Genomic DNA, 18980 nt, shown 5'->3' on the forward strand with positions numbered 1-18980 from the left:
GTGCGATTGCCGCGCTCCACTGCGTTGCGCTCGCAAGGACGAACGACCTGAAAATGCAATTGATAACTGCTCACTGATAATTGATAACTGAAATGACTCCCTTCCTCTCCGACGACTTCCTGCTCCAAAGCGAGACTGCGCGCACACTCTACCACCAGCACGCCGCGCCGCAGCCTATCATCGACTACCATTGCCACCTGCCGCCCGACCAGATTGCCCAAAACCGGCAGTTTGAGAACATCACCCAAATCTGGCTCTACGGCGACCACTACAAGTGGCGCGCCATGCGGACCAACGGCGTGAACGAGCGCTTCATCACCGGCGATGCTACGGACTGGGAGAAGTTTGAGAAATGGGCCGAAACGGTGCCCTACACTGTGCGCAACCCCCTCTACCACTGGACGCACCTGGAGCTGCGCCGCTACTTCGGCGTAACCGAGCTACTGAATAAGGACAGCGCCCGCCGCATCTACGACCAGTGTAACGCGCTGCTCCAAACGCCCGCGTACAGCGTGCAGGGCCTGCTGACCAAAATGAACGTGAAGGTCGTCTGCACCACCGACGACCCGGCCGACTCGCTGGAGCACCACCAGGATATTGCTGGCCAAGGCTTTGCAACACAAATCCTGCCCACCTTCCGCCCCGACAAGGCCATGACGCCCGAGGCCAGTGATTACCGCGCTTACCTGGACAAGCTGGGCGCGGCGGCTGGCGTTAACATTCAGTCGTACAAGGACTTGCAGGATTCCCTGCGCCAGCGCCACGACTTCTTCGCCGCGCAGGGTGGCCGCCTCTCCGACCACGGCCTGGAGCAGCTCTACGCCGCCGATTACACGGAGGAGCAGGTAGCCGCTATTTTCGACAAAGCTCGCAATGGCCAGGCACTGAGCACGTTAGAAATTGAGCAATTTAAATCGGCCATGCTGATTTTCCTGGCCGAGCTCGACTGGCAGAAGGGCTGGACGCAGCAGTTTCACCTGGGCGCGCTGCGCAACAACAACGCCCGCGCCCTGCGCCAGCTCGGCCCCGACACGGGTTGGGACTCGATTGGCGACTTCACCCAGGCTCAGGCCCTCTCGCGCTTCCTGGACCGCCTCGACAGCCAGGACAAGCTGGCCAAAACCATCCTCTACAACCTCAACCCCGCCGACAACGACGTGTTTGCCACCATGATTGGTGACTTTCAGGACGGCTCGGTGGCCGGCAAGATGCAGTTTGGCTCAGGCTGGTGGTTCCTCGACCAGAAGGATGGCATGGAAAAGCAGCTCAACGCCCTCAGCAACATGGGCTTGCTGAGCCGATTCGTGGGTATGCTCACCGATTCACGCAGCTTCCTCTCGTTTCCGCGGCACGAGTATTTCCGCCGCATTTTGTGCAATCTGCTGGCCCGCGATGTGGAGAACGGCGAACTGCCCGCCGAAGAGCTACCCTGGTTGGGCGAGCTGGTTGAGCGCATCAGCTACGGCAACGCCCGCGACTACTTCGGCTTCACGCCAGCAGCGGCACCGGTGAGCACCGGCGAACTGGTAGCCTAGGTGTAGCGTGGACTCTGTGAGTCCGCGCGTGGGAACGTTCGGACGATACCACGCGCGGACTCACAGAGTCCACGCTACAACCAGATTTAGCCCACTCTCCAAGCAGGCTATCGGGAACGTTTGCGTTAAAAAATGCCGAAAAAGCACCCCGAAGCACCCGTTTAGCGGCCTACCTTTCAAGTCAAATACTTTCCCGCCAACCCCAGCTTACCCCGTAGCAGGGCGCTGATTCCCACCCCATGAAGCAAGTCGTAACCTTCGGCGAAGTGATGATGCGGCTCTCGCCGCCGCTGAACTACCGGCTGCCCCAGACCGCTACCCTCGAAGTAACCTATGGCGGCGGCGACGCCAACGTAGCCGCCGCCCTCGCCCAAATGGGCGTGCCCGCCGCCCACGTATCGACCTTCCCAGCCAACGAGCTGGGCCACGCCGCCGCCAACCACCTACGCCGCTACGGCGTGGACGTCAGCCACTGCCGCTTCACCGAAGGCCACCGCCTGGGCCTCTATTTCCTGGAAGTGGGCGCCTCGCTGCGGCCCAGCCGCATCGTGTACGACCGCGCCGACTCGGCTTTTGCGCACCTCGACCCAGCCGCTTTTAATTGGGACGAAATCTTGCAAGACGCCGGCTGGCTGCACTGGACGGGTATCACACCCGCCATTTCGGCCGCCGCCGCCCAGGCCACCGCCGACGCCATTGCGACGGCGCGCCGCCTGGGTATCACCGTGTCGGCCGATGTGAACTACCGCCGCAACCTGTGGCAGTACGGCCAACGGGCGCAGGACGTGATGCCCGACCTGGTAGCCGGCTGCGATATCGTGGTCTGCACCGAAGGCGACGCCGAGGACCTGTTTGGCATCCAAGCTGAAGCTGGTACCGACAACGGCTTCGTGTCGATGAGCGAGCAATTGACTCAGCGCTTCCCGCGCATCAAGCGCGTAATTGCCACCCGCCGCCAAACTCAGAGCGCCTCACACGAGCGCATCTGCGGCTTGCTCTGGGACCAAGGCGAGTTTTTCGAAACGCCCTTCTACGACATCTCGCCGGTGGTGGACCGCATTGGGGGCGGCGACTCGTTTATCTCTGGATTTATCTACGGCTCAAACACTTACGACAGCCGCGAGCAAGTCCTGTCCTTTGCTACCATCGCCTCAGCGCTGAAGCACACCATCCACGGCGACATCAACCTGGTGACGCCCACCGAAGTCGAGCACCTCATGCAGGGCAACCTCACGGGGCGCTTGCTGCGCTGATTTTCTTATCTGTCATTGTGAGCCTGCGAAGCAATCGCACCCGCACGATACCCGCATGACTCGTTCTGATGCGATTGCTTCGCAGGCTCGCAATGACAGACGAGCTAACAGCCAAAAACCACCTTAGATGCTTAGCTCCCAAGAAGTTATTGCCCGCACGCTGCAAGCGCCGCTGGTGCCCGTTTTTTACCACGCCGATGCGGCCTATGCCCAGGCCATGGTGCAGGCCTGCTACGCGGGTGGCGTCCGGGTGTTTGAGTTTACCAACCGCGGGGCCAACGCCTTTGAGGTGTTTCAGGAGCTGGCCAAGCTGGTAGCCGACGGCTGCCCCGACCTCGTGCTGGGCATCGGCACCATTTACACGGCCGCCGATGCCGAGCGCTTTATTGCGGCAGGCGCGGCCTTCATCGTGCAGCCCGTGACCACCGCCGAGGTGGCCGCCACCTGCCAGCGCCACGACGTAGCCTGGCTGCCGGGGGCCCTCACGCCCAATGAGATACACGCCGCCACCCAGCTCGGTGCGCAAATTGTGAAGATATTCCCTGGCAACCTCGTCGGGCCCGATTACATCAAGTCGCTGCGCGGGCCCATGCCCAGCGTCAAGCTCATGGTAACGGGGGGTGTGGAGCCCACCGAGGCCAGCCTCACCGAGTGGTTTGGGGCCGGCGTGAATGTGGTAGGCATCGGTTCGCAGCTCTTTAAGGGGGCCAATGACCCGGCTACTATTACTAGCCGTGTAGCTCCGCTAATAGCGTTTTTACAAAAGCAAGCAGCTGGTAACTAGCATTATCCAATCGTTGGTCATGGCGAGTGCTGCAAAGCAGATGTCCTGACCAACAATACCCGGACGACTCGTTCTAGGGCGATTGCCGCGCTGCGCTCGCAATGACAACTGCTCATTGCTTACTACTCATTGCTCATTACCTATGAATCCCACCCTTCGCCCTTCGCCGCCCAGCCTCGATACCTCGCCCATGGGCCGGTACCGCTGGACCATCTGCTCGCTGGTGTTCTTTGCCACCACGATTAACTACCTCGACCGGGCGGTTATTTCGCTGCTGAAACCCTACCTCGAAAAGACGTTTCACTGGAATGCGGGCGACTACGCCAACATCGAGATTGCGTTCAAGCTAGCCTACGCGGTGGGCATGATTGGGGTGGGCCGCATCATCGACAAGCTGGGCACCAAGCTGGGCTACGCGCTTTCGACGGCGCTGTGGAGCCTGGCGGCCATGGGCCACGCGCTGGTGAGCAGCACGATGGGCTTCGGCATTGCGCGCGGGTTTTTGGGCATTACGGAGGCCGGCAACTTCCCGGCGGCCATTAAGACGACGGCCGAGTGGTTTCCGCAGCGCGAGCGGGCACTGGCCACGGGCATTTTCAACTCGGGCTCCAACGTGGGGGCCATCGTGGCCCCGCTCACGGTACCGCTCATTGCCGAAACCATTGGTTGGCAGTGGGCCTTCATTATCACGGGGGCGCTGGGCTTTGTGTGGCTGGTGCTGTGGATGCTGATTTACGAAACCCCGGCCGACAGCAAGCGCCTCACCAAAGCCGAGTTTGACTACATCAACGCCGATATTCCGGCGGGCCTGCCCGCCGAGGGTGTGGTGGAGGAAAAGCCCAAGACCTCGTGGGGCAAGCTGCTCACCTTTCGCCAGACCTGGGCCTTCGTGGCGGGCAAGTTCCTCACCGACCCCATCTGGTGGTTTTACCTGTTTTGGCTCCCCGATTTCCTGGGCAAGCAGTACCACCTCACGGGCACGGCCATTGCCCTGCCGGTAGCGGCCGTGTACGTGCTTTCGAGCATCGGGAGCGTGGGCGGCGGCTACCTGCCGCTGGGCTTTATGCGGCGCGGGATGCCGGCCTTCCAGGCCCGCAAAACGGCCATGCTGCTGATTGCCTTCGGCGTGTTTCCGATTGTGTTTGCGCAGTACCTGGGGCAGTTGAATATGTGGCTGGCGGTGCTGGTAATCGGCATTGCGGCGGCGGCCCACCAGGCCTGGAGCGCCAACATTTTCACCACCGTGTCCGACATGTTCCCGAAGCGCGCGGTGGCCTCGGTTACCGGCATTGGCGGCATGGCCGGCGGGCTGGGTGGCATCGCGCTCACGGCCCTGGTGCAGAAGAAAATGTTTGTGCACTATGAGGCCATCGGGCAGCTCGACAAGGCTTACTTCATCATGTTTTTGATTTGCGGCGGGGCCTACTTGCTGGCCTGGGTTATCATGTTTGCGCTGGTGCCGCGCATGGAGCCCATTCAACTCGACGAGAGTGATATTATTACCACTGCGTAACCAACTTACTATGAAACAGTTAGCTTCTACCCTGGCCCTGTTGGCGCTGCCGCTGCTGGTCCTGGCCCAGGCTCCAGCCAAAAACAGCAAGGACCAGGCCGCCGCCCAGGAGGTCGATAAGCTGGAACGCCAGCGCTTCGCCGCCCAGGTTAGCAAAGACTTCACGTTCCTCGACAAAGCCTTTGCCGACGACCTCGTGTATACCCACAGCAACGGCAAGCAGAACAACAAAACGGAGTACCTGCAAAGCATCCGCGACGGCAAAAGCGTGTACGACAAAATCGACATCGAAAGCCTCAACGTGCGCGCCTACAACAACGGCCAGGCCGCCGCCGTGAACGGCCAAATTGTTATCTACCAGCCCAATAAGCCCGACGGCACGCCCAACGTGGCCCACCTCAAGTACGTGACGGTGCAGGTAAAAGACCCTAAAAAAGGCTGGCAAGTGGTGCTCTGGCAGTCGCAGAAGCAGCCGGAAGCCAAGTAACAACCTACAAAAGCTAGCTGTCATTGCGAGCAACGCGAAGCAATCGCACCCGAACGATACCAGCGCCTTTCGTTCTGCTAGGTCGTTCGGGTGTGATTGCTTCGCGTTGCTCGCAATGACAGCTGGCTTTTACGAATTCATACCCGATAGTTATGTCCCCTACGCTACCCTCGCACGACGAACTAGCTACCCCCGTCGGCACCACTTTGGAGCGCTATATCATGCGCAAGCAGGCCGAGTTTCCGTTTGCCACCGGTGAGCTTTCGCAGCTGCTGCGCGACCTGGCCCTGGCCAGCAAAATAATGGTGCGCGAAGTGAGCCGCGCCGGCCTCAGCGGCATTGGCGAAGTGGTGGAGCCTGAGGGCCAGCCCGCCGCCCCGCGCCACCGCCTGGGCGAGGAAGCCCACATCCGCTTCGTTCGGGCGCTCACCAACGGCCGCGAGTGCTGCGCCATCCTCAGTGAAGCCCAGGAAGAAATCATCGACACCGGCAACCACGACGGCAAGTACGTGGTGGCGCTCAACCCAATGAACGGCTCGGTGAGCCTCGATTTCAACGTGAGCACCGGCACCATTTTCAGCATCTACCGGCGCGTGAGCCGCTACGGCGGGCCCGCCCGGTCCGAAGACTTCACCCAGGGCGGGCGGGCGCAGGTAGCGGCGGGCTACATTCTCTACGGCTCCAGCGTGATGCTGGTGTACACCACCGGCCACGGCGTGGCGGGCTTTACCTACGAGCCCAGCCTGGGCGAGTTTTTCCTCTCGCACCCCAAGCTCACCATTCCGGCGCGCGGCGAGGTTTTCTCGTGCAACGAGGGCAACTGGTTTGATTTCCCAGAGTTTGCGCGCACGTTTCTCACCACTTGCAAGCAGCGCCGCTACACGGCCCGCTACGTGGGCTCGCTGGCCGCCGACTACCACCGTAACCTCTTCACGGGCGGCATTTACCTCTACCCGCCCACCGGGCAGTGGCCCAGCGGCAAGCTGCGCCTGCTCTACGAGTGCTACCCCATCGCCTTTGTAACCGAACAGGCTGGTGGCGTGGCAGTTACCGGGGCCGCTGATGTGCTCGACGTGCCCCCCACCGCTGACCTGCACCAGCGCCTGCCGCTGTTTGTGGGCTCGGCCGAGCTGGTGCGCGAGCTGCAAGCCGTGGCGGCTGCGTAAGCAACGTTCATAATCGTTTGTCATTGCGAGCCCGCGAAGCAATCGCATCCGAACGAGTCGTATGGCTATCGTTCGGGTGCGATTACTTCGCAGGCTCACAATGACAAACGGCTTTGGTTAGGGTAAGAGATTCTCAACCTCCGCTCCTATTTGCTGTTCCTGCTCTGTTCTTTCACCGATGCGCTCGCATTACACCCGGCGCCCCTCTTTCTCATGCCCAAAATCATTGCGCCCGAAGTCGAATTCAGCAAGCTGCTGAGTGATGTAAAGCAGGCCGTGCCCGAAATATTTGCCCCCAACGGCGGCTACCTCAACCTGCTCGAAGGCAAGTGGCAAGAGCCTGGCACGCCCCGCGCCTTCCACTCGCCCATCGACGGTTCCGACATTGGCGCGCTGCCCATGCTCAAGCACGACGAGGCGCTGCGCGCCGTGCGCGCCGCTAAGGCCGAAGCCGCCGCCTGGGCCGCTACCGACTTGCAGGAGCGCCGCCGCCGCGTGCAGGACTGCCTCGACCAACTGCGCCCGCACATCGGCCTGGTTAGCAAGCTGTTGATATGGGAAATCGGCAAAACCTACAAGCTGGGCTTCAACGACATCGACCGCGCCATTGAGGGCGTGCAGTGGTACGTGGAGAACATCGAAACCCTGCTCGGCGAGCGCCGCCCGCTGGGCCTCGTCAGCAACATCGCCTCTTGGAACTACCCCATGTCGGTGCTCCTGCACGCGGTGCTGGTGCAGGCGCTGGCCGGCAACGCCGTGATTGCCAAAACGCCCACTGACGGCGGCTTCATCTCGCTGAGCCTCACCTTTGCCATTGCCCGCCGCGCCGGCCTGCCGGTGAGTTTGGTGAGCGGCCCCGGCGGCGAGCTCAGCGACGTGCTGGTGAAAGACCCCGCCGTGGACTGCCTCTCCTTTGTGGGCGGGCGCTACAACGGCCGCAACATCGCCGACGCCCTCAGCCAGGAGCACAAGCGCTACATGCTGGAGATGGAGGGCGTGAACACCTACGGCATCTGGGACTACTCGCAGTGGGACTCGCTGGCCGAGCAGTTGGTGAAGGGCTATGACTACGGTAAGCAGCGTTGCACGGCCTACGTGCGCTGGGTGGTGCAGCGCGACCTGTTTCCGCAGTTTCTGGAAACCTACACCAAGGCCATCGGCAGCCTCAAGGTGGGCAACCCCACCCTGGTGGACGCGCCCGGCGACAAGCTGCCCGACCTGGCCTTTGGCCCCGTTATCAACGCGGCGCAGGCCAAGAGCCTCGACGACCTGTTTACCGATGCCAGCAAGCACGGCGCCATCCCGTTCTACCAGGGCAAGCTCGACGACAACCTCTTCCTGCCCGGCCAGGACCGCTCGGCCTACCGCGCGCCAAGGGCCCTGGTAGGCCTGCCCCGCCAGGCCGAGCTATACTTCAAAGAGCCCTTCGGCCCCATCGACACCGTGGTGCTCGTAGACCGCGTGGAGGAGCTAGTGGGCGAGATGAACATCTCGAACGGCGCGCTGGTAACCGCGCTAGGTTCCGACGATGAGAAGTGGGCCACCCGCACCAGCAAGGAGCTGCGCGCCTTCAAGGTGGGCATCAACAAGCTGCGCAGCCGCGGCGACCGCGACGAAGTGTTCGGCGGCCTCGGCGAGAGCTGGAAAGGCGCCTTCGTGGGTGGCAAGCTGCTGGTGGAAGCCGTAACGCAGGGCGCGCCCTCGCAGCCCGTGCTCGGCAACTACCCCGAAGCCACGCTGCTGCCGGAGAAAGTTTAGGCTACACTAACCAAGTCAGTAGCATTTGACCTGAAAGGCCGCTTTCTACCAAGAGAGCGGCCTTTCAGGTCAAATGCTACTTTCACCTAGTACATTGTATGCTAAACCGTTACATTCACTGGAATCCTATCAGGGTTGGGTTATCTATGTTACTACTCGGAGGGTGGCTGCTGGCGTCTATCAGCCTCACTAGTATATGGCTCACCCTCAAAGAAATATGGCCAACGGAAGTATGGCCAACCCAGTATGAGCAGGATGAACTTGCAGAATCTTCCTTGCACACAGTCACGGTGCAAGGGGTAGCAAAGCAGCCGGCCACTCCATTCAATAAAAGTGCACATCCAGCGCCAGCCAACGGGATGCTATTATTATGCAAGTGCTTTGCTGCTCCCCTTCTGCTTTTGGGTGGAGGCGTTAGTCTTGCGCGTGCACACCAAGCTCGCTACGCTCCTGATTTTAAACAGTGGGTTGCCAATGACCGACCCGTGGCCCAAGTATTTGAGCTAGAAGCCAACCAGCTACGGCTAGTGCGACCTTACCCTTTTGGAGCTTCCCTACTAGCTGGCCGATTGATGGTAGCCGCCAGTGAACTGACGGAAATTAGTGTAACTGGTAAATATGCGGTGCTGGCTAACCGGGAAAAAATTTTCTTTCGGGGCGAGCAAGCGGCGGCCGTGCTAGCTTTTGCAGAGCGCAACGGCCTCACGCGCCTAAAACGCGCTGACATTTGGCAACTGGTAGCAGCTCCCTTTGACCAAGAACAAAACCATGACTCTACTGCCGCCAACGAAACTACCCTGCTAAAATCTAATGCGCGTCCTAACGAAGTACGGCGGGCTCGGCAGGCACTTTGGTGCTGGTGGTGGCTGAGCTTACGCGGGCTGGAAGGGGATGAGTGGTATAGATACGACCACGAAGACGTTTTGTATATGACCGGATGCTCACTGCTACCACGCCGCCGTTGGTACTGGCGCACAATGGAATTAGCCTTGCGAGCACCGGCTACTACGGCGGCTTAAAATATCTTTTTTTGCCTCCGTATGCTTCGCTCTCTTCTATTGCTGCTTACGCTAGTATCTCTTACTACCCAGGCACAGGTGCTCATCCCAAATATTACCGACTGGCGGGCGCCCACTACGCTGCCCACCTACCTCTTGCAGCAGGTGCACCAGCAGTACGAGCCGCAGCGCGCCGAGCTGGCGCAGGCCATAGGGTCGGCGGCAGGCACGCGGGCGTATCGCGACTCGGCGCGGGCGCGGTTTCGGCGGGTGCTAGGGCCGCTGCCGGCGCACACGCCGCTGCGGGCGCGGGTGATGGGCACGGTGCCACAGGCGGGCTTTCGGATTGAGAAAGTCATTTATGAAAGCACGCCGCACCACCACGTCACGGCCAATCTATACGTGCCCGACGGGCCGGGCAAGCGGCCGGCGGCGCTGCTCTTTTGCGGGCACGAGCAGACGAGCAAGGCCACGCCTTCGTACCAGCTCACGGCCCGACTGCTGGCCCGCAACGGCTTCGTGGTGCTCGTAATCGACCCCGTTTCTCAGGGGGAAAGAATGCAGCTCACTGATGCCAGCGGCAGATTTCTCACCCGCGGCGGCACCACCGAGCACACCCTGCTCAATGCCGAGGCCACGCTGCTGGGCACCAACCTGCCTGCCGAGCAGCTGTGGGATAACGTGCGCAGCCTCGACTACCTGCTGACGCGCCCCGAAGTCGATGCCGCCCGCGTGGGCTGCCTCGGCAACTCGGGCGGGGCCACCCAAACAGCCTACTTCATGGCCTACGACGACCGCGTGCGGGTGGCCGCGCTGTGCAGCTACGTAGTGGCCGGCGAGCGCAACCTCACCCTCACCGGCCCCGCCGATGGCTGCGTGATGCTGCCCGGCGCCGGGGCCGCTAGCCTCGACCTGGCCGACTGGCCTATCATGTTCGCGCCCAAGCCCCTACTGCTACTCACCGGCCGCTACGACTTCGTGGACCAGACCGACATGGACGCGGTTTTTGCCGATACCCGCCGGGCCTACGCTGCGCTGGGCCCGGCCGAGAAAACCGATATCTTCACCTACGACGATGGCCACGGTATCTCGGCCCCCAAGCGGGTGGCGGCGGTGGCCTGGTTTCGGCGCTGGCTGGGGGCCGGCGGGCCGCTGGCAGCCGAAGGCACTGACCAGCCGCTGCCCGAAGCCGCCCTGCGCTGCACGGCTACCGGGCAAGTCGCTACCTCGTTTAAGGACGAGCAAAGCCTGGCGGCTATTCACTTAGCCGAAGCGCGCCGGCTGGCTAGCCACCGCCCTACCTACTCGCCCGAGACGCTGGCGGCAGTGGTGAGCCAGCAGTTGAAGCTAAGGCAACGCGCAACAGATGCGGTCAAAACGAGCATTGTGCCGGGCGACACCCTGCGCCTGCCAGGCGGCCAGGCCTGGCAGGGCCTGCTGCTGCGCCGCGACGGCGAGCCGCCCCTGCCCGCCCGGCTGCTGCTGCCAGCGCCGGGCGCACCCGCTCCTACTCGCCTAGTGCTGTGGCTACCCGGCCAGGGCATGGCCACGGTGCTGCGCGACAGCGCCGCCCGCCTGGCCGCCTACCAGCGCCAGGGTACCGCCGTGCTGCTGGCCGACCTGCGCGGCCTCGGTGAAACCACTGACCCCGTCGCCTTCAACGACCCCAAGTACTACAACCAGGAGTACCGCGACGCCCTGCTGGCCCTGCACCTGGGCCGGCCACTGCTGGCCCAGCGCGTGCTGGATGTGAGCACGTTGCTCGGGCTCATCCGCAACGATAGCCGCCTGTGGCAGCTGCCGGTGCTGCTGCGGGCCGACGGCCGGGCGGCGCTGGTGGCCCTGCACGCCGCCCTGGTGTGCCCCCAAGTGGCCAAAAAGCCCTATACCGTAACTAATGGTGGCACGCAGCCGCCTGGCGCGGGGCCCACCTGGGTGCCCCAGATTGACCAGGTGCAGGTGAGCGGCGGACCGCCCTCCTTCCAGTATTTTCTCGAAAACCCGGCCGCCAAAGATGCCTACTCGGAGGTGCTGCCCGGCGTGCTTAGCCATTACGACGTGCCCGACCTGCGCCGGGCCCTGGGCAGCCGCTTACTACCCTGATAGCTTCTTTTTATTACAGCGCAAATTATTAATAATCAACCCATTACCATTGCCAGCGATTAAGTGCAGAAGTTTTCATGAATATTTATGGGAAGGCATGCAATTCCTAAAAGTAGGAGCCGTTGGGTAAGTTGGCTACCAAAAGCAGCTGCCCACGGCAAGCTCCTCACTATCCCAACCAAACAGCTGGTCTGGCAAACAAGCAATTAGCTAGGCCAGGGGGGCCATTGGGAGAGCAGCACCCGCCAACGGGCCGCTAAGGTTGCGGGCCCGTCACCAAACGTTCACCTTTGGCCCAGTCAAGTGAGTAGGCGGCCTTCCCGGGCCCCTACCCCTGGCTACTGCTACCCTACTCTGTCCTTTCTGCGCATGAACTCAACACTTACCCCCAGCTTTCTCATCGTGCTGGCCCTGGGCCTGCAACCCAGCCTCACCAGGGCACAAGGCCCCGAGCACGCCATCCCTAGCGTTGGCGTGCTCGCTGGCGGCGGCATTGCCGCCCGGCCGCTGGTGCGCTACCTGGCCGCCACGCTGCACCTGCCGCCCGCCCAAACGGCCGCCGTGCAGCTGGCCGTGGGCAAATACCAGTGGCGTGCCCGCACCCCCGAGCACCTGGCCCAGTGCCTGGCGCAGGTATTGACGCCCACTGAGTTTGACCAGTTTTTACAGCTTCAGGACAATGCCGATGCACGCAATAACTTGCGCTGCCTGGCCCTGCGCTAACTGCTAGATAGTGGGCTCGTTACCGGTGCGGTTTTCGGGCTGCTGCACGGTGGCCAGCTGGGTATCGAGGGCTATTTCGAGCCGGTCGAGCTCCATTTCTACTTGCCGAATGGCTTCCTCGCTGAAGGTATCGGTGCGGTAGAGCTTCACCAGCAGCTTGCGCTGGTGGGCGGCCACGTCGAGGCGGCCGCGCAGCAGGTCCTCAAACGCGGTGGCCGCCTCAGCCTCGGCCCCCGTGGGGACCGCGGGCTCGGTGGTTTCATTGGCGGCAAACGTGCCCTGGAGGCGGCGCGCCTGGCGGCGCATGGTTTCGCGCAGCGTGCGCAAGGCGGGATTTTCGGCACCCGCCAAGCGGCCATCTAGGTAGGCTAAGGCATTGGTGGTGAGAGCCAAGCGCAACTCTTGCTCCTCGGCCGCACGCTCACCCGGCGACTCCTGCACCCCCAGCCGGCGCACCAGCCAGGGCAGGCTCAGGCCCTGCACCAGCAGCGTCACCAAAATGACGGTGAACGTGAGGAACAGCAGCGCGTTGCGCTGCGGAAACGGCTGGCCGTTGCCCGCCACCAGTGGCAGCGCCAGCGCCGTAGCCAGCGACACCACGCCCCGCATACCCGCCCACGACGTGATGAAGAGGTTGCGCTTGGGCGGCGTTTCGACGGTGCGGCCCAGCCAGCGCCCCAGCAGTTGCGTGAGGTACGCCACCGGAAATACCCACCCCAGCCGGATGATAATGGCCGCCGCGCTCACCAGCAGCCCATAGCCCAGCATGGGCCAGAACCGGTCCATGCCCATGCCCTCCAAAATGGTGCGCAGCTGCAAGCCAATCAGAATAAAGACCAGGCCGTTCAGTATGAACACCAGCACGTTCCAGAAGCTGCGCTTGAGCAGCCGCGTCTGGTTGTCGTAGATGTCGTGCGAGCGCCGGCTCAGCATCAACCCCATAAATACCACCGCCAGCACCCCTGACACGCCCACGTGCTCGGCCGCCAGGTAGATGCCGAAGGGCATGAGCACCGTGAGCACCGTGATGAGGGTAGGGTCGGTGAGCCGGTTTTGCACCCACGCCACGGCGTGGCCAGCTGCCCAGCCAATGGCCGCGCCGCCCAGCGCCACCACCACAAAGTGCCAGCTCGCGTCCCAGAGGCCAAACGTGCCGCTCACCACCGCCGCCACGGCGTAGCGGTAGGCAATGAGGGCCGAGGCATCGTTTACCAAGCTTTCGCCGGCCAAAATACCCGTGATGCGGCGCGGCAAGCCCAGGTCCCTGGTTACGCTGCTCGCCGCCACGGCATCGGGCGGCGAGATAATAGCCCCCAGCACAAACCCCATGGCCCAGCTAAAGCCCGGAATGAGGTAGTGCGCCAGCGCTGCCACCACCGTAGTGGAAAGCAGCACCAGCCCCACCGCCAGCAAGAAAATCGGCCGCCGGTTGGCCACAAACTCGTGCCACGACATCTGATAGCTTTCCGAATACAGCAGCGGCGGCAGGAAGATAAAGAACACCAAATCGGGGCTCAGCACCACGGCGGGCAGGCCCGGCACCAGGGCCAGCAGCCCGCCCGCCAGCACCAGCAGCAGCGGGTAGGGCAGCCGCAGCCGCGGGGCCAGCGCCGACAGGCCCACCAGCAGGGCCATCAAAAATATTATTAACGTAAGATGCTCCAAATCAATTTTATACGTAATGCGCAAGTAGAACCGACGCAAAATCGGTTGTTATTGCCGCGCTCCACTGCGTTGCGCTCGCAATAACAACCGATTTTGCGTCGGTTCTTGTAAACTTCTTTAGCACACTACATTACCCAACCAGCGCCAGCTCGCGCGGCAGCTCAAACTTCAGCTCGCGGCTCTTTTTGCGGCCGTGCAGCTGGGTCAGGAAGTCGTCGAGTTCGGGCTTGTATTCCAGCCACAGGTCTTCGTGCAAGTGCTTCGGAATGAGGTTGGTGAGGCGCACTGCCAGCCGCGCCGTGCCTACAAAAAAGCCCTGATACACGCTGTCAAACTGCCCGGTGTAGTTCTCAAAAATCAGCCGCAGCGCGTACATACTCAGGTCAATTTCGAGCTGCTTGCTCTTAGTTACGCGGCGGGCGCGGGCGGCCTCCTGCACGGCCCCGCGCAGAGCCTTCACCAAGCTCCGGTTGAGCAGCCGGCCCGTTACGGCCACGTTGAACAGCTCGTGAATGCGGTCGGCGGCAGCCTCGTACTCGCCCTCCAGCGTCACGTCGGGCAGCAGCTCGAAGCGAAACGTGTCGTAGAGCTCGGCGTCGCGGCGGGTGGCGCGCAGTATCAGCGCCTCCTTTTCCTTGTCGGAAAGGCGGGCCACGGCTTTTTTAAAGTCGGCGGTAGGAACGGGCATAACTAAAATGGGGAATCTGGAAGGAGGAAGGAAGAAGTAAGCAGCTGGCAATTCTTCCTTTCTCCTTGCTGCATTCACGCCTAAAAGTAGCGGCTGGCGGCGCTTGTCTCTTTTTTCAGGCCGAACGAAACCGCGGTCCCGGTGGTTATCAGCCAGCCCCGCGCTTTGCCGGGGCCGCCGTATTTTTGTGCCATGGCCTTCCCCGCTACCCGCCCGCAGATTGACTACGATTCCGATGTGCTGCTGCTCGAAGAAGAGCAGGAGCTGCGCACGCTCGTGGTGTATAACGACGACGTGAACACCTTCGACCACGTTATCCAGACGCTCATCGACGTGTGCGGCCACGAGCCCGAGCAGGCCGAGCAGTGCACGCTGCTCATTCACCACAAGGGCAAGTGCGCGGTCAAAAACGGTACCTTCGACGAGCTGGAGCCGCGCTGCTCGGCCATCCACGACCGGGGCATTTCGGCGGATATTGTGTAATTGTCGTTGTCATGCTGACGAAGGAAGCATCTTATCACGGCTGCTTTCGCCAGAGTTCGTAAACCCCGCGAGGTGAAGGTGATAAGGTCCTTCGCAAGCGGACGCCAGATAAGGATGACAGTATTTAGTTAATGGATTTCCCCTCCAAACTCATTGAGAACGCGGTAGTTGAGCTGGCGCGCCTGCCCGGCATCGGCAAAAAAACGGCGCTGCGCCTGGCCCTGCACCTGCTTAAGGCCGAAAGCGACACCACCGCCAACCTGGCCGAAGCGCTGGCCAAAATGCGCTTCGACATCACCTACTGCCACACCTGCCACAGCATTGCCGACAGTGAGGAGTGTAGCATTTGTGCCAACAAGCTGCGCAACCACGCCCAGGTGTGCGTGGTGGCCGACGTGCGCGACGTAATTGCCATCGAAAACACGGGCCAGTACCAGGGCGTGTACCACGTGCTGGGCGGCGTCATCTCGCCCATCGAGGGCGTGGGGCCGGCCGACTTGCAGGTTGATTCGCTGGTGGCCCGCGCCGGGGCCGAGGGCTCCGAAATCCGCGAAGTCATCCTGGCCATTTCGCCCACTATGGAGGGCGACACCACGGCCTTTTACCTCTCGCGCCGCCTGCGCGATTTCGAGCAGCTCCACATCAGCACCATCGCCCGCGGCATTCCCATGGGCGGCGAGCTCGAATATGCCGACGAAATCACGCTGGGCCGCAGCATTGTGGAGCGCCAGCGTCAGAAATAAGCGGTTATCCTTTAGCTGTTAGCTGATAGCTTTGTCGGCCTGAGTTGCTGTAGTTTAAGATAGCCGAAAAAGCTATCAGCTGACAGCTAAAGGCTAACCGCTAAAAAGTGAAGCTCTCCGTCGTTATTGTTAATTACAACGTTTGCTACTTCCTGGAGCAAACGCTGCTGTCGGTGCGGCAGGCAGTGGCGGCGCTAGGCGAGCCGGTGGAGGTTTTTGTAGTTGACAACCATTCGGCCGACGGCTCGGTGGCCATGGTGCGGGCCCGCTTCCCGGAGGTAATCGTGCTGGCCAACCAGGACAACCCCGGCTTTTCGCGGGCCAACAACCAGGCCCTGCGCCAAGCCACCGGCCAGTACCAGCTGCTGCTGAACCCCGACACGCTGGTGGAGGAAATGACCTTCCGCCGCTGCTGCGACTTTATGGATGCCCACCCCCGCTGCGGCGGCCTGGGTGTGCAAATGCTGGATGGCCAGGGCCAGTTTTTGCCCGAAAGCAAGCGCGGGCTGCCCACGCCAAAAGTGGCGTTTTATAAGATTTCTGGGTTGGCTTGGCTGTTTCCCAAGTCGCGCTCGTTTGGGCGCTACCACCTGGGTTTTCTCGACCCCGGCGAGGCCCACGAAGTAGCGGTGCTCAGCGGGGCCTTTATGCTGCTGCGGCAGGCCGCGCTGGCCGAGGTAGGCCTGCTGGACGAGGATTATTTTATGTACGGCGAGGACATTGACCTCTCGTACCGGCTCACGCGCGGCGGCTGGCAAAACTGGTACTTTCCCGGCACCCGCATTTTGCACTACAAGGGCGAAAGCACCAAGCGCACGAGCGTTAACTACGTATTTGTGTTTTACCGGGCGATGGTCATTTTTGCCCAAAAGCACTTCGCGCCCAACCGTGCCAGCCTGTTTTCAAAGCTCATTAACACCGCCATTTGGCTGCGGGCGGGCGCGGCGCTGGCGCAGCGCCTGGCCACCCTGGCCGCCCCCGTGGTGCTCGATGCGGCCTCGCTCTACGCCGGCCTCTACGCCCTCAAGGTGTACTGGGAAAACAACCAGAAGTACGTGCACACCCCCTACCCGCCGCAGTATATGCTGGTGGCCATGCCGCTCTACATTGCGGGCTGGTTGCTAACTACTTGGCTGAGTGGTGGTTATGACCAGCCTGTACGGGCCGGCCGCATGGTGCGCGGCGTAGCCGTAGGCACGGTGCTGATATCGGCCGTTTCCAATTTTTTTGATGGCTGGCGCTTTTCCAAGGCCCTCATTGTGCTGGGCGGCGTGTGGGCGGTGGCCGCCTTAGTGGGTCGCCGGCTGCTGGGCCACTGGCTGCGCTACGGCAACCTGCGCCTCAGCGAAACCCGGCCCAAAACCCTGGCCATTGTGGGCTCGCTGGCCGAAAGCCAGCGCGTGCGTCAGCTACTCACTGAAGCCCGGATACCCGCCAAAGTCATCGGGTTCGTCACGCCCGAGACCGGGACCACCACCGACCTGCCGCACCCCGACCACCTCGGCACGGTGGCCGAGCTGCCGGCGCTGCTGGAGCTGTACGACATTACGGAGCTAATTTTTTGCGGCCGCGACCTGCCCGCCAGCCAGATTATCGACCTCATGGCGCGCCTGCCCGCGCAGCCCGAAGTGGCCTACAAGATTTTGCCCACCGGCAGCCAGTACATCATCGGCAGCAGCCGCAAAGACGCGCCCGGCGACTACTATACCCTCAACCGCTCGTGGCGGCTGGCCCAGCCCGCGCAGCGCCGTAGCAAGCGCCTGCTCGACCTGGTGGTGAGCGCTATTATCTTCATAATAAGCCCGTTGATTCTTTGGGGGCAGCGGCGGCCGGGCGGCTTGCTGCGCCATGTGGGGCAAGTGTTGCGCGGCCGCCGCAGCTGGGTGGGCCTGCGCTACATGCCCGAGGCCGGCCCCCAGCCCGCCGTGCTTTCGCCCGCCGACGTGGCCGCCACCACCGCCGCGCCGCTCACAGAAGCTGCCCGCTGCCGCCTGGAGCTACTCTACGCCCAGGACTACGAGCCCGGCTTCGACCTGGAGGTGCTGTGGCGCGGCTGGCGCGGACTGGGCGGCTAAGCACTTGTTTATGAATTTATTAAACTATTAAGCGGCGTCGGGGCGCAGGGCAAGCATCACGAGCAGGATTACCTGCCGGGGGTCTTTTGGCGAGAGCTTGTTTTCGAAGCTTTCCAGCTCGTAACCCTTTGCCAGACATTCTTTTACCTCCGGGAAGGCGAGTATTTCGGCTTTGCTGAACGGTACGGGGGCCTGCTTGGGACCGACTTGCTTGGTGTCGGAGAGGAAGGTGAGAATTTGGGTGGCGGGCAGGGCAGCGGGCATGAGTCGAAACTGAAATAAGGAGCACAAATTTAAGAACGGCCGGCCAGCCTGGTGCCAAAACCTGCGGGGTGCGAGACTTACCGGCCTCGCTTTGAGTGCCGCGATGAACGCACCGCGACGCGTGCCTACCGCAGCCAGGAAAGCTCACAGACTACGGGCCGACACGCACCGCACCGCCTAGCGCAGTAGCCCCGCTACGCCCTTCACTTGCAGCCGTGCCAGGCTGCGCACCCGCTCGAAGCGGGCTTGCGTGGCTTCCTGCTCCTCGTCTTTGGGCTGACGCACTGGCACTTGCGTCGCCAACCGCCCAAACACGAGCGCGGCAATATCCAGGTAGCCCAGCAGTAGCAGGTACAGCTGCTTCTTCTCGTCGTCGGCGTAGGTTTTCGTGCGGATGGCCTTGGCCAGGGTATCCAGCTGAGTGGTTTCGTCGATGAACAGGTCGCGCAGCGCCCGGTGCTGCCGGTGGTATTCGGCCAGTAGCTCGGGCTCCACTTCGGCGGCCAGGAAAGGAAAGGAATCGGTAAAAGCCACCGCTTTAACAAACGCCGCCTCCGCCTGATAAATGAGGGTCAAATGCTTTTGCAGGCTGGCCCAGAGGCCGGTGCGGGCCCGGTCGAAGGCCGTAATACTGGTTTCTGTCATAAGAGCTGCTGGGGTGGGGCCGCCTCGCTGGCAGGCCCCAGAAATAGCCCCAAAAGTAGACCGGGCCGGCAGAAATGCCCCGGGCTACTGCCTGGGA

The 18980-nt window shown here is 62.2% G+C and carries 16 protein-coding genes; 12 read left to right on the forward strand and 4 right to left on the reverse strand.

Annotated elements, in window-relative coordinates; translation table 11 throughout:
• Positions 1–92: 92 nt before the first annotated feature.
• The 9 genes from uxaC (at position 93) to ACYVGC_RS02845 (ending at position 12320) form a co-directional block, all read left to right on the forward strand.
• On the forward strand, positions 93–1535 hold the full coding sequence (uxaC, locus tag ACYVGC_RS02805; RefSeq protein ID WP_460582254.1) for a glucuronate isomerase: 1443 nt from the start codon (positions 93–95) through the stop codon (positions 1533–1535).
• A gap of 239 nt (positions 1536–1774) precedes the next feature.
• Positions 1775–2788, forward strand: coding sequence for a PfkB family carbohydrate kinase (locus ACYVGC_RS02810; RefSeq protein WP_460582255.1), 1014 nt, complete (start codon positions 1775–1777; stop codon positions 2786–2788).
• Positions 2789–2915: 127 nt separating this feature from the next.
• Positions 2916–3572: a beta/alpha barrel domain-containing protein gene (locus ACYVGC_RS02815; RefSeq protein ID WP_460582256.1), complete on the forward strand. Its 657-nt coding sequence runs from the start codon at positions 2916–2918 to the stop codon at positions 3570–3572.
• Positions 3573–3714: 142 nt separating this feature from the next.
• Positions 3715–5085 (forward strand): MFS transporter, encoded by a 1371-nt coding sequence (locus ACYVGC_RS02820; RefSeq protein ID WP_460582257.1) that lies wholly within the window; start codon positions 3715–3717, stop codon positions 5083–5085.
• A 10-nt stretch (positions 5086–5095) separates the two neighbouring features.
• Positions 5096–5572: a nuclear transport factor 2 family protein gene (locus tag ACYVGC_RS02825; protein ID WP_460582258.1), complete on the forward strand. Its 477-nt coding sequence runs from the start codon at positions 5096–5098 to the stop codon at positions 5570–5572.
• Positions 5573–5724: 152 nt separating this feature from the next.
• Positions 5725–6738: a class 1 fructose-bisphosphatase gene (gene fbp / locus ACYVGC_RS02830; RefSeq protein ID WP_460582259.1), complete on the forward strand. Its 1014-nt coding sequence runs from the start codon at positions 5725–5727 to the stop codon at positions 6736–6738.
• A gap of 213 nt (positions 6739–6951) precedes the next feature.
• Positions 6952–8496, forward strand: coding sequence for an aldehyde dehydrogenase family protein (locus tag ACYVGC_RS02835; RefSeq protein WP_460582260.1), 1545 nt, complete (start codon positions 6952–6954; stop codon positions 8494–8496).
• Positions 8497–9536: 1040 nt separating this feature from the next.
• Complete coding sequence (locus ACYVGC_RS02840) at positions 9537–11597, forward strand: alpha/beta hydrolase family protein (RefSeq protein ID WP_460582261.1); 2061 nt, start codon at positions 9537–9539, stop codon at positions 11595–11597.
• Positions 11598–11966: 369 nt separating this feature from the next.
• The gene (locus ACYVGC_RS02845) at positions 11967–12320 is read left to right on the forward strand and encodes a hypothetical protein (protein ID WP_460582262.1); all 354 of its coding nucleotides are present in this window, start codon (positions 11967–11969) and stop codon (positions 12318–12320) included.
• Between the two features lie 3 nt (positions 12321–12323).
• Here ACYVGC_RS02845 and ACYVGC_RS02850 read toward each other — a convergent pair whose 3' ends face one another.
• Positions 12324–13958: a Na+/H+ antiporter gene (locus ACYVGC_RS02850; protein WP_460582263.1), complete on the reverse strand. Its 1635-nt coding sequence runs from the start codon at positions 13956–13958 to the stop codon at positions 12324–12326.
• Between the two features lie 157 nt (positions 13959–14115).
• The gene (locus ACYVGC_RS02855) at positions 14116–14673 is read right to left on the reverse strand and encodes a hypothetical protein (protein WP_460582264.1); all 558 of its coding nucleotides are present in this window, start codon (positions 14671–14673) and stop codon (positions 14116–14118) included.
• A 192-nt stretch (positions 14674–14865) separates the two neighbouring features.
• Here ACYVGC_RS02855 and ACYVGC_RS02860 point away from each other — a divergent pair, with 192 nt between their 5' ends.
• The 3 genes from ACYVGC_RS02860 (at position 14866) to ACYVGC_RS02870 (ending at position 17974) form a co-directional block, all read left to right on the forward strand.
• Positions 14866–15156 carry an ATP-dependent Clp protease adaptor ClpS gene (locus ACYVGC_RS02860; RefSeq protein ID WP_283566932.1) on the forward strand — a complete coding sequence of 97 codons (291 nt, stop codon included), beginning with the start codon at positions 14866–14868 and terminating at the stop codon, positions 15154–15156.
• Between the two features lie 131 nt (positions 15157–15287).
• The gene (gene recR, locus ACYVGC_RS02865; RefSeq protein ID WP_460582265.1) at positions 15288–15899 is read left to right on the forward strand and encodes a recombination mediator RecR; all 612 of its coding nucleotides are present in this window, start codon (positions 15288–15290) and stop codon (positions 15897–15899) included.
• Positions 15900–16006: 107 nt separating this feature from the next.
• Positions 16007–17974: a glycosyltransferase family 2 protein gene (locus tag ACYVGC_RS02870; RefSeq protein WP_460582266.1), complete on the forward strand. Its 1968-nt coding sequence runs from the start codon at positions 16007–16009 to the stop codon at positions 17972–17974.
• 27 nt (positions 17975–18001) lie between these two features.
• Here the strand turns inward: ACYVGC_RS02870 and ACYVGC_RS02875 are convergent, their stop codons facing one another.
• Positions 18002–18238 (reverse strand): hypothetical protein, encoded by a 237-nt coding sequence (locus ACYVGC_RS02875; protein ID WP_460582267.1) that lies wholly within the window; start codon positions 18236–18238, stop codon positions 18002–18004.
• Between the two features lie 177 nt (positions 18239–18415).
• Complete coding sequence (locus ACYVGC_RS02880; protein WP_460582268.1) at positions 18416–18883, reverse strand: hypothetical protein; 468 nt, start codon at positions 18881–18883, stop codon at positions 18416–18418.
• Between the last annotated feature and the right edge of the window lie 97 nt (positions 18884–18980).

Source organism: Hymenobacter arcticus (assembly GCF_054779975.1).

Excerpts from the sequence above, each read along its gene's own strand:
- uxaC (WP_460582254.1), top strand. The coding sequence starts at position 93 with ATGACTCCCTTCCTCTCCGACGACTTCCTGCTCCAAAGCGAGACTGCG.
- ACYVGC_RS02810 (WP_460582255.1), top strand. The coding sequence starts at position 1,775 with ATGAAGCAAGTCGTAACCTTCGGCGAAGTGATGATGCGGCTCTCGCCG.
- ACYVGC_RS02815 (WP_460582256.1), top strand. The coding sequence starts at position 2,916 with ATGCTTAGCTCCCAAGAAGTTATTGCCCGCACGCTGCAAGCGCCGCTG.
- ACYVGC_RS02820 (WP_460582257.1), top strand. The coding sequence starts at position 3,715 with ATGAATCCCACCCTTCGCCCTTCGCCGCCCAGCCTCGATACCTCGCCC.
- ACYVGC_RS02825 (WP_460582258.1), top strand. The coding sequence starts at position 5,096 with ATGAAACAGTTAGCTTCTACCCTGGCCCTGTTGGCGCTGCCGCTGCTG.
- fbp (WP_460582259.1), top strand. The coding sequence starts at position 5,725 with ATGTCCCCTACGCTACCCTCGCACGACGAACTAGCTACCCCCGTCGGC.
- ACYVGC_RS02835 (WP_460582260.1), top strand. The coding sequence starts at position 6,952 with ATGCCCAAAATCATTGCGCCCGAAGTCGAATTCAGCAAGCTGCTGAGT.
- ACYVGC_RS02840 (WP_460582261.1), top strand. The coding sequence starts at position 9,537 with ATGCTTCGCTCTCTTCTATTGCTGCTTACGCTAGTATCTCTTACTACC.
- ACYVGC_RS02845 (WP_460582262.1), top strand. The coding sequence starts at position 11,967 with ATGAACTCAACACTTACCCCCAGCTTTCTCATCGTGCTGGCCCTGGGC.
- ACYVGC_RS02855 (WP_460582264.1), bottom strand. The coding sequence starts at position 14,673 with ATGCCCGTTCCTACCGCCGACTTTAAAAAAGCCGTGGCCCGCCTTTCC.
- ACYVGC_RS02860 (WP_283566932.1), top strand. The coding sequence starts at position 14,866 with ATGGCCTTCCCCGCTACCCGCCCGCAGATTGACTACGATTCCGATGTG.
- recR (WP_460582265.1), top strand. The coding sequence starts at position 15,288 with ATGGATTTCCCCTCCAAACTCATTGAGAACGCGGTAGTTGAGCTGGCG.
- ACYVGC_RS02875 (WP_460582267.1), bottom strand. The coding sequence starts at position 18,238 with ATGCCCGCTGCCCTGCCCGCCACCCAAATTCTCACCTTCCTCTCCGAC.
- ACYVGC_RS02880 (WP_460582268.1), bottom strand. The coding sequence starts at position 18,883 with ATGACAGAAACCAGTATTACGGCCTTCGACCGGGCCCGCACCGGCCTC.